At 63.6% G+C, this 14,851-nt stretch carries 13 protein-coding genes; 5 read left to right on the top strand and 8 right to left on the bottom strand.

Annotated features, from left to right (window positions below; all coding sequences use genetic code 11):
- Positions 1-5 precede the first annotated feature (5 nt).
- The 5 genes from FHT02_RS18155 to FHT02_RS18135 all read left to right on the top strand — a co-directional run bounded on the left by FHT02_RS18155 (position 6) and on the right by FHT02_RS18135 (position 6,610).
- Entirely contained in the window at positions 6-473 is a 468-nt protein-coding gene (locus FHT02_RS18155; RefSeq protein WP_184091052.1) for an ester cyclase, read from the top strand.
- Positions 474-668: 195 nt separating this feature from the next.
- Positions 669-3,758 carry a TonB-dependent receptor gene (locus FHT02_RS18150; RefSeq protein WP_184091050.1) on the top strand — a complete coding sequence of 1,030 codons (3,090 nt, stop codon included), beginning with the start codon at positions 669-671 and terminating at the stop codon, positions 3,756-3,758.
- A gap of 90 nt (positions 3,759-3,848) precedes the next feature.
- Positions 3,849-4,376 carry an RNA polymerase sigma factor gene (locus FHT02_RS18145; protein WP_184091048.1) on the top strand — a complete coding sequence of 176 codons (528 nt, stop codon included), beginning with the start codon at positions 3,849-3,851 and terminating at the stop codon, positions 4,374-4,376.
- A 35-nt stretch (positions 4,377-4,411) separates the two neighbouring features.
- A complete protein-coding gene (locus FHT02_RS18140) occupies positions 4,412-5,419 on the top strand; it encodes a FecR family protein (RefSeq protein ID WP_184091046.1) in 1,008 nt (335 codons plus the stop codon).
- Between the two features lie 234 nt (positions 5,420-5,653).
- Positions 5,654-6,610, top strand: coding sequence for a sensor histidine kinase (locus FHT02_RS18135; protein ID WP_184091044.1), 957 nt, complete (start codon positions 5,654-5,656; stop codon positions 6,608-6,610).
- A 22-nt stretch (positions 6,611-6,632) separates the two neighbouring features.
- On the opposite strand, the gene FHT02_RS18130 is transcribed toward FHT02_RS18135, so the two are convergent.
- The 8 genes from FHT02_RS18130 to FHT02_RS18095 all read right to left on the bottom strand — a co-directional run bounded on the left by FHT02_RS18130 (position 6,633) and on the right by FHT02_RS18095 (position 14,682).
- The gene (locus FHT02_RS18130) at positions 6,633-8,069 is read right to left on the bottom strand and encodes an alginate export family protein (protein ID WP_221239562.1); all 1,437 of its coding nucleotides are present in this window, start codon (positions 8,067-8,069) and stop codon (positions 6,633-6,635) included.
- 470 nt (positions 8,070-8,539) lie between these two features.
- A complete protein-coding gene (locus tag FHT02_RS18125; protein WP_246352516.1) occupies positions 8,540-10,402 on the bottom strand; it encodes a Na+/H+ antiporter in 1,863 nt (620 codons plus the stop codon).
- 132 nt (positions 10,403-10,534) lie between these two features.
- Positions 10,535-11,056, bottom strand: coding sequence for a GNAT family N-acetyltransferase (locus FHT02_RS18120; protein ID WP_184091040.1), 522 nt, complete (start codon positions 11,054-11,056; stop codon positions 10,535-10,537).
- Between the two features lie 57 nt (positions 11,057-11,113).
- Positions 11,114-12,067 (bottom strand): zinc-binding dehydrogenase, encoded by a 954-nt coding sequence (locus FHT02_RS18115; RefSeq protein ID WP_184091038.1) that lies wholly within the window; start codon positions 12,065-12,067, stop codon positions 11,114-11,116.
- Complete coding sequence (locus FHT02_RS18110) at positions 12,064-12,498, bottom strand: ester cyclase (RefSeq protein WP_184091036.1); 435 nt, start codon at positions 12,496-12,498, stop codon at positions 12,064-12,066. The genes FHT02_RS18115 and FHT02_RS18110 overlap by 4 nt, the downstream gene beginning before the upstream one ends.
- A 16-nt stretch (positions 12,499-12,514) precedes the next feature.
- Complete coding sequence (locus FHT02_RS18105) at positions 12,515-13,285, bottom strand: SDR family NAD(P)-dependent oxidoreductase (protein WP_184091034.1); 771 nt, start codon at positions 13,283-13,285, stop codon at positions 12,515-12,517.
- 22 nt (positions 13,286-13,307) lie between these two features.
- Positions 13,308-13,907: an NAD(P)H:quinone oxidoreductase gene (gene wrbA / locus FHT02_RS18100; RefSeq protein ID WP_184091032.1), complete on the bottom strand. Its 600-nt coding sequence runs from the start codon at positions 13,905-13,907 to the stop codon at positions 13,308-13,310.
- Positions 13,908-14,025: 118 nt separating this feature from the next.
- Positions 14,026-14,682 (bottom strand): hydrolase, encoded by a 657-nt coding sequence (locus FHT02_RS18095; RefSeq protein WP_184091030.1) that lies wholly within the window; start codon positions 14,680-14,682, stop codon positions 14,026-14,028.
- Between the last annotated feature and the right edge of the window lie 169 nt (positions 14,683-14,851).

The following is a 14,851-nucleotide window of genomic DNA, read 5'->3' as shown; positions in this document are numbered from 1 at the left end:
CTGAAATGCACGACATCGAAGCGAACAAGGAAATCGTCCGGCGCTATTTTGCCATGTTCAACTCCGGCGACCTGAGCGAACTCGGTGAGATCGTCTCGCAAGACTATGGTGACAAGCTCGAAGGGCAGTCGAGCGGCATCGAGGTGATCCGAAGCTACCTCAGCGGTTTGAAGGCGAGCTTCCCCGACTTCACCTGGACCATCGAACAGATCATCGCGGAGGGAGACCGCGTGGCGGTGATGAACCGGGTGAGCGGCACCCACGTCCACGACTTCGGTGGGATGACGCCCACCGGTAACCGCGTGGATTTCGCGGCGTTCCAGTTCTACCGGATCGAGAATGGAAAGCTCGCAGAGCATTGGGAAGTTGCCGACTTCGCCAAGTTCCAGGAGCAGCTCGGATCCTCGCCCGGTGCTACGGCATTCAAGGACTTCCAAGCAGACCTGGCAACAAGCGCCTCTACCACCACCTAGGCGCGATCCCCGCAACTTTTGGGGGATGAGCCCCATTTTCGCCGGCCGCTCCCCATGAGCACGGTTCGAACTCTCACTCTGGACCACGACGTTCGCTCGGGTTTGGCACCCGAGCGGCACGGCCGACTGAGCTGCCACTCCGTCAAGCGGCGCCTTCCCTTCGTTCGGAGGTCGCGGTAAGCTTGCGGCCGTCACATGCGTCTGCTGGTTCTGGGGCTCCCGACTGCGTTCCTTGTCGCGGCGGCGCTGCCCGCGGCGGCCCAGACACGCGCATATCAGATAGCTCTCCCGGCCCAGCGTCTTTCTGCCTCGCTGTCCCAGCTGGCAAAGCAGGCGCGGACAGAATTGCTGTTCTCCGCCAGCCAGGTTGGTGACCGGGCCGCACCGGCGGTGCGCGGGCGCCTGACCATAGAGGAGGCGCTGCGCAAGCTCCTCCAAGGGTCAGATTTGTCATTCACCAGAAGCGCGGATGGCACGATCGTCATCGTCAGGTCAGGCCGGTACGGCGTATCGGAGATCGCGCCTCCCGAGCCTACGCCGGAGATCCTGGTGGTGGGGAGACGCACTCAGAACGCGGACATACAACGCACCGAGAGCGACATTCAGCCTTATCAGGTGTCCAGCCGTCGCGAGCTCGACAACTCCCACCTCGACACACCTGAGGACTTCCTGCGAACCCGCTTGCCGGTGAACGGCCAGATGGCGACAGCTTCCCAATTTTCGCTCGAGAACATTGGCAGCACAAGATCCGAGATCAACCTGCGGGGACTGGGCCCACGCCAGACCTTGGTGCTGCTGGATGGCCGGCGCCTTCCCTCGCTGCCCGCCAGCGAAGACGGATTCAACCAGCCCGACATCAACGCGGTCCCTATACCAGCCATAGCTCGGGTGGAGACGATAACCGCGACCGCTGGCGGCATTTATGGGCCGGGGGCAACGGCTGGCGTGGTCAACGTGGTCCTGGATCGTGATTACAGAGGAGGTTATTTAGCCATGTCCTCCGGCGTCACGGCGCGGGGCGATGCCGGATTCAGCCGAATTGAAGGCGGCGTCGGCTTCACTCCCGACGGCGGCGATACGGACGTCATGCTCGCGTTCGCGCGAACGCGACAAGACAGCCTTGCATATGGGGACCGCGACTATACGGAGCGCTCGCGCGCGCTCAAGCTGCGGAACGATCCGGCCCAGTTCTTCGGACAATATCCCGTCAGCGGCTCCGTGAACATCTTCGGGTCTGCACCGCTTGCGCTCAGGACCCCCGAGGGCACGATCCCGCTGAACGCCCGCACGACCTACGCGCCGCTTGGCGAGGGCATGCTTGCTTCCGCGCTGCTCTCTAACGCCGGACGCATCGACATCACTCTGTCTCCGGACGCCAATGGCGCGACCCGGACATTGTTGCCCGAAGTCGAGCGGTGGTCCTTTCTCCTCAACGTGCGCCGCCGCTTGCGCGACGGCGTGGAGTTGTTCGTCGATGGTCTGTGGATGGGGAACCGGGGACAGTCCACGGTGCCGTTCTCTCTTCAGTCCGCCTACGTGGCTGATCCGCAGTTCCGGCGGTTCGATGGAGCGGTCACGGTCACCTTTCCCTTGCCGGGATTCGACAACTCACTGGTAAATCGCTCCACGACCAGCCGTGTCACTGTCGGCGGCATCGTCGATCTTCCTCATGATTGGAGAGCGAACCTTGACTATACGGTCGGCACCGCGCGCCAGCGAATAGATCTGGCAGGCGACGGGCTGTCGGCTGATGCTTTCTCAGGCCTGTTCGGGTTTTCGGAACTTGGAGCGCCTATCCCTAATCCCCTCGGAGATTATCCCACCTTCCTCTCCACGATCAACGCCTATCGAACTCCCAACGTGCTCCGATATTCGCTGGTCAACCGGATGCGGCAAGCATCAGCCCGCCTCTCGGGTCCCATTGCGAGGCTTCCAGGCGGACGGGCAACCCTGTCCCTTCTTGCGGAGAGGCGACGCGAGCATGTGCCAGCTTCCTTTGTTCGCGAAAGCCTGCTCGGAACGATTGTCGCACGGCCGCTTCCTGAAGTCTCTCAGGAGGTCCGCTCCTTCTCCGCCGAGCTTCGCGCGCCGCTGATCGATCGCGAGAGCGCAGTCGCGCTGTCCGGCCTCGAGCTGCAGCTCGCGGCACGCAACGATCGGTATCGCAACACCGCGCCTTCACAGTCGCGGACGGGGGACGCCTTGTTCGATCGGCTCGAAACGAGCGACCGAAGCGCGACAGTATATACGGCTGGTTTGCGGTTCTACCCTTTCCGCAACCTGATGGTACGGGGAAGCGTCAGCACCGGTATCCTGCCGCCCAGCATCGACCAGATCTCCGCCCGTGTCGTGCGTTCCTTCGCTGAGCGCGATCCCCGCCGGGGGGGAAGCCTCATCTCCACCGATGTGCCCGTGGTCGTCGGCGGCTCCACCGCCGTTCTTCCCGAGCGCGCGCGGAGCTTCTCGGCAGGCGTGGTTCTAACGACGGCGGATTCCCGACTGCGTCTGTCTCTCGACTACACGCGTATCGAAAAGAAGGATGAAATTGTCCTCACCTCGGCGAATGGGCTGCGCTATCTGACCGACTACGGCGCCGTCGCCTATTTCCTCGCCAACGAAGAGCGCTTCCCGGAACGCATAGTCCGGCTTCCGCTTACCGAGGCCGACCTAGCTGCCGGCTATACCGGTGGGCTGATTACCCGGATCGACACCACCGCACTGAACACCGGACGGACGAAGCTCGCTGCGCTTGACCTCAAAGCAGAGTACGTCGCACCTTTGGGGCCTGCTGGGCAGGTGAGGTTCACAACCGCGGCGACATGGCAGCCCGAGTTCAAGCGCAGGTTCGACGATCAAGCGGTATGGTACACCCTGGCGAACTACTCGCAGGGAGCGTTGACGTGGCGCGGCGTGGCCGGCGTTGAATGGGAGCGGGGTCCATTGGCGGTCGCTCTCGACGGCCAGTATTATGGACGCTACCGCGTGGTTCCATGGGGGCCGCCGGTCGGGCAAGGCAACGAATTCGCGATCCGTCTGCAGGGATCGGATTACATTCCGGCCCAAGCGTATGTGGACCTTGCGATCTCCTACCGCTTCAGCGGAGCTCGGGAGGGTTCCCGATCTGCTGGCATGGAACTGCGGCTGGGCGTACAGAACCTTTTCGACAGTTCGCCGCCCATCGTTGTCGACAGCGGTCGCTACTTCTTCTTCGCCGAGGCCGGCTATAGCTCGCTTGCAGACCCCCGACGGCGCCGATTCGATGCAGTGCTCATGTACCGGTTCTAGGCTCGTGTGGGTTTGGCCCGTGCCTGCGTCTACGGATGAAGATATTCATCATCCAGGGGCCCCGAACGCACCATGGCGAGCAGTTGCCCCATGATCGGGCGAGACGAGGAGGCTGAACGAGCACGCTCGCTAGCGAAGGACTCCGAAAAGCTCCGTCGGTCGCTCACGCGATATTTCGAGCGTCGTGTTCAAGATGGATCGGAAGCGGAAGATCTCGTGCAAGAAGTCTTTGTGCGGATCGTGCAACGCGTCAGTGCTGCCGAAATCGACCATTTCAGCGGCTATGTGTTCCAGACGGCCAGGAGCGTCTTGAGTGATCGGCAACGCCGTCGGGCCGCACGGCACGCGAATGAACACGTTACTTTCGAACCGGAGGTGCATCGCGGCGAGGACTTGGATGCCGGGCGGCACGCCGAAGCCAAAGCAGAATTGCGCGCCGCTACCAAGGCACTTCTCGACTTGCCGGAGAGAACGCGCACCGTGTTTGTTCTGCGGCGGTTGGAGGGCCTGCGACACCGGGAAATCGCGGAGCGTCTCGGTATTTCCGTGAGCGCAGTCGAGAAGCACATGTTGCGCGCGATAAGCTATCTCGCCGCTAACTTCGGAGGGACGCGGTGAACGAATTGCGGATCACGAGGTCGCGGTTGCAAGGGATGAGCGCAGACGAGGCCGCCGCATTGTGGTTCCTCGTCCTTGAGGAAGGCACGCCGCGCGAAGCGAACCTTTTCGAAGAGTGGCTGGACCAAAGCGAGGCCCATGCGGCGGCATGGGAGCGGGTGAACGCTGCATGGGACTGCTTTGACGACGCTCCCGGTGACGAAGTGACGGAAGTCATACGCGCCGCTGCGATGGAGGTTCGGCCATCGGCCCGCCCAATCTGGCCATGGATCGCTGTGACAAGCGCCGCAGCGGTCGCTGGGATTACCTTGGTCACATCCGGCGTATTGCCGCTCGGCCCCGTTTCGACCGGCCCTTCAGATGTCCAACAGACTGCGTCAAGGGCTCCGCTTGAAGAGCTTGGCGAGGTTGATCTGGAAACCGGGATTGGGGAGCGGGTGACAAGGCAGCTCCCGGATGGAAGCACGCTCCACCTGGACACGGACAGTGCCGTCGATATCGCGCTGACGCCGCGACGGCGGCTGGTGCGACTCGTCAGAGGGCAGGCCTTCTTCGAAGTCGCGGCCGACCGCACCCGTCCGTTCTCCGTCTCGGCGGGCGATAGCGTCGTGACTGCGCTCGGCACCCGCTTCAATGTTCGCAAGGACGCCACCGGCTTCGTGGTCGTCCTCGTCAAAGGTGTAGTGGAGGTGGAGATGGGCGGCGCCAAGCGATCACGCCTGCGCCTCAGTCCTGGTGAACAGTATGTGCAGCGTGGAGAGACCGGTGCCGTCTCCACGGCCGATGTCGAGGCGAGTGAGGCGTGGCAGGACGGCTTCGTGGAATTCGACAACGTGCCGCTCAGCGAAGCCCTCGTCGAGATGAACCGCTACGATCAGCGCCATCTGATCGTGCGCGATCCGGAGGTTGCGGCCTACCGGGTCAGCGGGCGCTTCCGAACGGGCGATCCCCTGCGCTTCGGGCGGGCGATCTCGCAAATCTATCCGGTTCGCCTTGTCAGGCAGGCGAATGGCAACATGGAAGTCGTGCGCGCGCGACCGTGATGCTGCCCCGCATCCGGGGTCTTCCGACGCATCGCCCAAGACCCGATCGCGGGTCCCGTGTGTGGGTTTCAGTCCACACTGCGTCTTCCCCGGCAGATCGTCCACGATATGCGGGTCAGGCGCCATGCACCAGGAGCAGCTTCAGATGCCTCACGGCCGTTCCGGTGAGCGGCATGTCAGTGCGGTTTGGGGCACGCCATGTCCTTAGAGCGCCGCCCCGCCGGCCGCGGAGCGTTGCTGACGGCGGGCGAGCCCTCGATCGGTTTAGAGGAAGCGGTTCCACTCCCAGATCATCGGTCCACCTCGGCGGTCGCCCCTCCGGCGGTTGGCGGCTCGCCACGTGAAAGGGCCGGAGCGGGCGGAGCTCTCGCAAACCACGAATCCAATACGATTTCGCCTGCACCCTGCGGCGATCAACGTGACCTGCGTGCTGCGCGGTTGGCGGTCATGGGGGAGCTCGCATCGTCGATCATCCACGAGATCAACCAGCCTCTATCGGCAATCGTGGCAAGTGCCGAGGCAGCGAAGCGCTGGATAGAGAGGGATCGGCCCGTTCTTGCCGAGGCTTCCGCGATGCTCGACGACGTGATCTCCGAAGTGTCCCGCGTGGCTGACATCGTCACTGGTCTGCGTGCATTGGCTCGCAATCAGGAGGCGGACGCCACCTTGGTAGAGATGAACTCGATCATAGAAGAGGTCACCGCCGCATTGCGACCTGAGCTCGCAAGGCTCTCGATACGGCTGGAACTCTCGCTGTGCAGCGATGGGCTGGTGGTCTTGGGCAGCCGCGTTCAAATCCAGCAGGTATTGGTGAACCTTCTCCGCAACAGCATCGAAGCCATTCGCGATGAGCCAGTGGCCGCACCGGCCATCAGCCTCACGCTGCAACCCTCCGGCACGTCGGTCGTCTGCACGATAGCCGATAACGGGCCGGGCGTTGCCCCATCGATCAAGGGTATGCTGTTCGAGCCGCTGGCAACCTCCAAAAGCGACGGCATGGGCATGGGCCTCGCGATCTCGAGATCGATCGCATCAAGCCATGGAGGAGCGCTCGATCTCCTGCCGACGCCAACGGGAGCGAAGTTCAGGCTGACCATCCCGCGGCACATTGCGGTGGCGGGCGATCGTCAGCCCGGACAAGTCTCGTCCGAAGGCGCGCTAATGGCCTCACCTCGTCCACTCGCAAAATGAACCCTTGTCTTCGTCAGGCTTGTCAGAACCGAAAGCTGATGGTCGACGCGCTCATCAACGTGGTTCTCGCCGGGCCGGTGGCTCGGATGAAGGCCCCTGGCGCAAAGGCGCTCAATGAAGTGGAGAGGCTCAGCTCTGGCGTCAATTGCAAGGATCCAGCAGCCTCGAATTGGCTTCCCACGAACCGATCGCGACTGGAGCCGCCTCTTCGCACTAGATCACCGGCGATGCCGTAGACCCCGTCACGCCTGCTTTGTCGCCAGAAGGCCGAAGCTGCCAGCGAAAGGCCCACGCGCTTCGCGGGGTGGAGTGCCAGGGATGGATTCAGGTGGATAACGTTCCGCGGTCCAACAGGCGAAAGCGCGCCGAAATATTTGCCTCTCGGGAACAACGGATTGAAGGTCTGGAGCGTCTTCCGGGCCGGGTCGCGGTCACCGGAAGCGATATCCAGGATGAGCGTCAGGTCGGGGCGGAAGGGAGTTGAATCGAAGCGGCGCCCGATCTCCATCCCCAGTCCCCACGCGCTTACGGAGGCGTGGCCGAAGGAGCCAGATTGCAGCACACCCTCGACGTTCCAGTGCCCCGGGCCATGTTGGCCGAATTCGCGAACACCGAAGGTGTGGAGGAGCTCACGCGCGGCGCCCTGCTCGAAGACTGCGCGCCTATCTCGGAAGCCGATGTAATAAAGGTCGGTTCCGGTCTCGCGCGAACCTTCACGCCAGATCGCGCCGTAGACGCCCCAAACCCGCCTGCGGCTGGATCCACGGTCATCGAAATCATGGGGACCGGTCTCCACGGGTCTGAGGTCGAACATGGTCACTTTCGCTCGGGTGGTCTCGAACCGCGCCTGAAGGCCGTCGAATGGCATCGGCACGTTAGGACCGTAGCGAGTGTCGATGAGCCGCCCTCCTCCCAGGCTGACCAATTGGCGGCCGACGGACGTGCGCAGGGACCCAGAAGCACCAACCGTAAGCTCGAACTCGGCCAAGGCCTGCAGCACGTCGGTTCCAGTCCGGTCAGCTGGCCGATGTGGCGGGGCGCGGCCTATCACGTGCGCGGCCAGCGGCTGCACGAAGAACCGAACGCTGCCGACATGCACGTCCGCATAGGGCATGACGCGCGTCCAGACATAGTCGAAGTCGGGCGCGGCTCCCCAGCTCGGCGCACTATAGCTTTCGGACCTGGCTCGGACCTCGATCCCGGTCGTGATATAGACCGAACCGTCCGAGTTGAGCGGGAGATATTTGAACCTTTCGGTCCATCGTCCAGTCCGGGCGCGGGCATCCGCAAGAGCAGACCAGTCCTCATCATATCGTTCGACGGTGAGCGCAGGCGCTCGTGATACCGGATCGGCACGTTCGGGTATGTCGCTTGTCGCCGTTGGGCAGCGAGGTTGCTCACCGGCGATAGCGGACGCTTCCTGCGCCGGCGCAGGACATTGAACGAGAGGTAGAGGCAATCACGATCTCCTGATCGGCTTGCCGCATCTAATCACCGCATGCTGCGCTTTTGAATTGTACCGGAGCGTAATGGCGGCTTGAGCTCGGTGGCGCGACAGGTGTGCGAGCAGGGGATTCACTACCGGGTGAGAGCTGTCGTTATCACGGCCGCTACGCTCAAATATTCGGTTGCGGCAGTGCCTCGTCAATACCTTTTGCTAAGTGACCGCGCCGCCGAACTGAATTGACTTCGTTCAGCACTCCAAACTTGCCGCCGCCTAGGTCCCCGCCGCAGCTCGCTTGACCCGGCCGAGGCGAACCCGAACGGCAATTTGCTCGAGCAGCGGCCTTCGGATCAGCCTGTCGTTCACTTTGATATGCCGGGTAGTACCGGCTGGCTGGAATGGGCGAAGTAGCACCGGTCGTCATTTGCCCCTTGCCGACGGTGGCGCCGGGGCTCCCCTCATCGACACAGGTCCCGACCACAACATCACTTACCTGCCGCATAGGTTGCGATCCACTGCGGCGGCTCTTGCTCCAAGCTCCCGTCTACCTTGATGCTGCGTTCGCGTGCCCACCTGTAACCCCACATCGGACCGAACCTCGTGGCGTGCGCAGGAGATTGTTGATAGGCGCGATCTGACTGCGCCTCGGCCAACGAGACAAACCGGTAATCGAGCTCCTTGAAAACCTTCAGGAGGCGATCGGCCACCGCGGCGTTGAGGCTGTTCAGGTGCAGCACGATGATCTCAGGAGGGCGGTACCCGAGCACCTTTGCGTTGAGGTCGCTATAGTACTGAATCTGTTGCCTGGAGTACGAAAGGTAGGCCTGTTCGATGCGGCCGTGCATCTCCCCGTCGTTCCTTGAAATGGCCCGCTCGATCTGCCCATTCCTGTGCAGCCGGACGAGCTCGGCACGTCCGGCTGCAACTGCAGCAAGCACGATATCGAAATGCTCGATGATCCTGCGGGTCCGCTCCTCGAGATCAAGCTCGAACTTGGACGAGGCGGTCGCACGCGTGCGATAGCGGTCGAGAAGCTGCGGGTGCAGCAACTCACCATCCCCATCGAACGCCAGCCGTTCGACGGCGGCAAACTGCGCCTTGAACATCGCGGTCTCCGCCGCGTGCAGATTCATGGGCGCGATCGCGTCCTTCTCCTCGGCGGGGCGGGCCAACTTGATCACTGCGCCAAGGGTGGTGCCTTGCAGAAGCACCGTCATGAAGATGACCGCAAACGCGGTAACGAGCATGAGATCGCGGCCCGGCATGGCATCGGGCAACGTCAGCGCCACTGCGAGAGTAACGACGCCACGCATCCCCGCCCAGCTCATCACCAGCGAAGCACGCGATCCAAGCGGTCGCAGGTGCCTCGCTCCAGCGGAACGAAGAAGTTTCACCAACAGATCTGCGCCGAATATCCAGAGAAATCGGGCGATGAGAACGGTCAGAACGATCAGCAGCACCGGCTGCGCCATCGTCTCGAGCACCACCGCGGGTCCTCCAAGACGATCCAGCACGCCCCGGAGGGAGAAGCCGATCAGGACGAATACGGCCGCCTCCAGCAGGAAAGTCATGACCTTCCAGAAGGCAACGGCGCGCACGCGCACGCTCGCCGAGAACACGACGTGCTGATACCATCCACAGACAAGACCAGCCGTGACCGTTGCGATCACACCGGAGACGTGAAGCAGCTCGCCCGCGATGTAAGCGAGCCAGCAGACGAGTGCCGACAACGCTATCATCAGATTGTCGTCTTCGAGCGACCGCAGGATCCGCACCCACAGTCCTCCGACGCCGCCGCCGACCAGCACGCCTCCGACAACGAGCACCACGAAGCTCCCGGTCGCCTCGGCCAGGCTGAAGGATCCGGTCAATACCGCTGCGACCGCGAACCGGAACAGGACGAGGCCGGTCGCGTCATTCAACAGGCTCTCTCCCTCGAGCAGTGCCGTCAATCGGCGGGGCAGACGAACCCTTTGCAGCACGGCGCGCGCAGCGACGGCATCGGGAGGCGACACGATGGCGCCAAGGGCGATGCATGCCGCCCAAGGAAGTCCCGGGATCAGCGTCTTTGCTACGCAAGCGACCACGATCGCAGTGAACAGGACCGCGCCGATTGCGAGAGAGAGGATGCCGGCGAGATTGCGACGAAAAGGCGCAAGCGCCGTAAACCAGGCGCCGTCCATCAACAAAGGCGGCAGAAACAGCACCAAAACCAGTTCGGGGTCGAGTTCGACTGAAGGGAGCCCGGGCAGAAATGCCAACCCGCCTCCGCCCACGAGCAAGGCGGCCGCCGGCGGAAGGTTCAGTCGCCGCGCGACGTAGTGAAGTGCCAGCACCGCGACGAGCATGCCGACGACCAGCTCGAACATCTCAACCGGGTGCATTCTGCGCCTCCGCACCAGCGCAGGGCCGCCGCGCTTTACGGTGTCGCATAGTCGCGACGCTGCCTGCTTGAACAGTATCCACCTGGCCGTTGACGATCAGCCCGCTCCGGCAGGCGTCCTCGCCAGCATCGTCACCGCGGCACCGCGGTACATCGAAGTGCCGAATTTCACGAAGCCGAGCTTGGCGGCCAGCCGGATCGAGCCACTATTGTCGGGATCGATGATGCAGACCGTCTTCTCATGCCTGTGCGCGGCCTCGAACCAGCTGATCGCTGCGGTCATCGCTTCCACTGCATAGCCCTGACCGTGCGCCGCACCGCAGAACATCCATGCGGCTTCGGGGTAGCTGTCAAAGTCATGTCCCAGTCCACGGCGGAAGTCCGCGAACCCGACTTCTCCGATGATCCGGTCGTCCGCCCGTCTGACCACAGCGAACAATCCGAAACCAAGCGCGGTCCAGTGCCCGACGTAGCGAAGAAGCCGGTGCCAGCATTCCTCTTCGTTGGCGGGCAACCCTCGGATAAACGCGGTCATCGCTTCATCTCGATAGAGGGACGACAGTTGCTCGAAGTCGTCCGTGCGATGAGGCCGAAGCGTCAGGCGGTCCGTCGTGATCATCTTGGTCCCACTAGCTGGCAGAGGCAGCCTGCGCCGTGCAGCGGCGCAGGCCCTCGATCAAGGAAGCAGGATCGGAAGACCGTCACGCGCACGCGTTGCGATGTCGATGTGCGCCTGGACGGCGTCTTCGAGCCGATACCGGTGGAGCTTCGGCGTGCCAAGATAGCCGCGTCGAAGCGCATCGAAGACCTCCAGGCTGGCGGACTGCAGGAGCGGTCCCCTGACGAGCTGGGCAGTGCTTCCCCGCGTGAGGTTGATCGCGCGGCTTGCCAGAAGATCGGCATCCGCGTCGGGGGCGCCCGATGCCGCGCCGATGGCAACGATCGTGCCGCCGTCGCGAACCGCCGTGATCGACGCAGGGAAAGTCGCCTTGCCGACAAACTCGTAGACGACGTCGGCCCCGTCCGGCGCAATCCGCCGCAGAGCGGCTCCGAGATCGTGATCATGCGAGTCGACTGCGATCACACCCGAACCTTCGAGCAGATCGAGCTTCTGCCGAGAGCCGGTGCCGATCACCTTTGCACCAAGCGCAGCCGACCAACGCGCCGTGAACGATCCGACGCCTCCCGTCGCCCCTTGGACGATTACAGTCTGTCCCGGCTGCACAGCGTGCAGCCGGCGCACCCCCATCCGCGCGGTAAGCCCCTTCGCCATGATCGCTGCCGCGGTCTCGAAGGAAATGTCCTCGGGCAGGGGGATGAGAGCTTCCGCCGACACGTTGCGCACTTCCGCATAGCTGCCGGGGGCAAAGAAGTAGGACACGCGGTCGCCGGGAGTGAAGCTGGTCACTCCTTCACCCAGCGCCGTCACCACGCCCGCCGCTTCGATGCCGGCGACCGCAGGCAAGGGCGTGCCGAAGCTGCCGTCCCGAAACGCCGTGTCGACGAAATTCACCCCGATGGCATGCTGCCGAAGCTGCACCTCGCCGCGACCTGGAGGACCCACCACGTCCTCCTCGACAACCATTACCGCCGGGGCGCCGGTCTGTCGGAAGCGCACGACCTTGCTCATCGCGCGCCGACCTGCGGCTTGGCGCCGAGCTGCTCCATTAGGGAATACAGGTTGGCCACACCCCAATGCTCGGTGATTTTGCCGTCGACGACGCGCATCGCGTCGACCGTCTCGAAGTGAATCTCCTTCCCGGTCGCGGGGACACCGAGGAACTCGGCGAGATGCGTGCCGTGGTAGATCTTGTAGGTCGTCACCAGATTCCCGTCGGTGGCCTGCCAGCGGATCTCAGGACGGAAATCGGGGAAGGCCTCGCGCAGACGGTGATAGAGCGCTCGCGCACCCGCTTTGTCCGGTGTGCCGCCAGGCTGGGGCGTGTGGTCGAGGAAGTCGTCCGCGAACAGTTCCTCGAACAGCTCGAAATTGCCACCGCCTTGAACTTCTTCCGTGTTGCGGCGGACCACTGCCTTGGCGGCTTCGCTGATGTCGTTCATGTCAATCTCCTGTTGATCAGAGTTCGAAGCCGCCGATGGTCATTCCGCCATCGACCACCAGCATCTGCCCCACGACATAGCTGGCGGCGTCCGACGCGAGCCAAAGCGCGGCATCTGCGATTTCCTTGGGATCCGCGCCGCGCTTGACCGGAATGGCGGTGCGGGCGAGTTCTGCGAACCGAGGGTTCTGCCGGCTGTTCGCGGCAACCATTGGCGTCTCGGTCCAGCCGGGCGCGATGGCGTTGACGCGGATGCCTCGCGCTGCATTCTCCATCGCCGCCACGCGGGTGAGGCCGTGCACCCCGTGCTTCGACGCGGCATAGGCGCTCATCCCTCCCGGTCCTGTGAGCGCGGCGACAGACGCCGTGTTCACGATCGCGCCACCGCCGCTTCGCACCATCGCCGGTATCTGGAACTTCATGCCGAGGAAGACGCTGCGAAGGTTCACGGCCAGCACGCGATCGAAATCGTCGACCGGGTAGTCCTCGATCCGATGCGCGGAACCGGTGATGCCGGCATTGTTGAAGGCGACGTCCAGGCGGCCCGCCGACGCCAGCACATGGGCGGTGAAACGCTCGACGTCGCTGGCCAGGGAGACGTCCACTTCGGATACGCTGAAGCGAAGGCCTTCCGAAGCCGCCAACTGGTTGGTCTGCCGCAATCCTGCCGTGTCCCGGTCAGCGCCGAAGACCCACGCGCCTGCCCTCGCGAAGGCCAGCGCGGACTCCCGCCCGATGCCCGACGCGGCTCCGGTCACCATCACGACCTTGTTCTGCAGGCTCGCCATCGGAGGGCCTCCCCTTCCTTGATCAGCCGAACAGCTTGGCAGCGGCCTTAGCGACCAGTTCGCCTTGGTGACGGGCGCCTTCGAGTTCGATGTCCGAGGGCTGCCGCGAGCCGTCGCTTCCGGCGATCGTCGTGGATCCATAGGGTGCACCACCGACGACAGCTTCGAGCGTCATCTGGCCGGCATGGCTGTAGGGCAGGCCCACGATCGTCATGCCGAAGTGGAAGAGGTTGGTGATGATGGAGAAGAGCGTCGTCTCGTTGCCGCCATGCTGGGTGGCAGACGAGGTGAAAGCGCCGCCCACCTTTCCGTTCAAAGCGCCGCGGGCCCACAGGCCGCCAGCCGCATCCCAGAACGCCGCCATCTGCGAGGACATGCGCCCGAACCGCGTGCCAGTTCCCACGATGATGGCGTCGTAGTTCTCGAGATCGGCGACTGTCGCGATTGGGGCTTCCTGGTCCAGCTTGAAGTAAGCGCTGCGAGCGATTTCCTCGGGCACGGTCTCCGGAACGCGCTTCACGTCCGCGACGGCGCCGGCTGACCTGGCGCCTTCCGCGATGGCGTGCGCCATCGTCTCGATATGACCATAGGACGAGTAATAAAGGACCAGAACCTTCGCCATCTCGGCTTCCTTCGACTGGAGTTCGTATCGTGTGAGTGGCTTGTCGCTCGAACGGAACGGCCGGGAAATCCGAATAGGATCGACCGCTTCGTTCGAGCTTTTCGACAAGCCGGAGGCGTCAGGCTGCCGCGGCGCCAGCCATCAGCTGCAGTTCCCAAGCGAGCGCGCTCGCGCTTGCGCCGCCATGTTCGAGGATGATCTCGGCCGTCTTGGCGGCTTGATCGACGCGCGCCCAGTCTCGCTGGAGTTCTGACATGAACACGACGGTCGTCATCGGGACGGCGCCCGCCTGGATCATTCGAGCGATACCCATCTCATGGGATTCCTGGCTGGTGCCGCCGGACGCGTCGGTGACGAAGTAAACCTCATACCCATCGCCGAGCGCATGGATCACGGGAAAGGCGAGGCAGACCTCGGTCCAGAGGGCAGCGAATACGAGCTTCTTGCGCCCGGTTTCGCGCGCCCATGCGACGCACTTCTCGTCTTCCCAGGTGTTGATGAACGTGCGGTCGATCGGGGTCTGCTCGGGGAAGACGTCGGTGAGCGGCTTCAGGATGTTGCCGCCGCGATCCTTGATGACGCTGGTGAGCAGCGTGGGGACGCCGAAGGCCTTCGCGGTCTTCGCGAGCGCGACGACATTGTTGACCATCAACGATACGTCGATGTTCTTGACCCCTGCCACCTGGAAGGGCTGGTGATCGATCAGGATCAGCGCGCAACTGTCCGGGGTGATCATGGTCTCGAGACCGGTTTTCGGGAACGTCTGGTCGCTCATATTCTTGCTCCGTGATGCTGCAGCCCGCCACAAGCGCTCGGCGCGGCGGGCGGTGCTCAAGGCTTAGGAGCGAGCGCGCTCGGGGCGGAGCGCGCTTTGGTCATCCCGCGATTGACGACGCGGCAATGCCGGCCTCAACGAAAACGGGCGGCACCTTCGAGAAGATGCC

This window comes from Sphingomonas xinjiangensis (assembly GCF_014199255.1).
Taxonomy (GTDB): domain Bacteria; phylum Pseudomonadota; class Alphaproteobacteria; order Sphingomonadales; family Sphingomonadaceae; genus Sphingomonas; species Sphingomonas xinjiangensis.
This window is presented reverse-complemented; position numbering and strand designations above follow the sequence as displayed.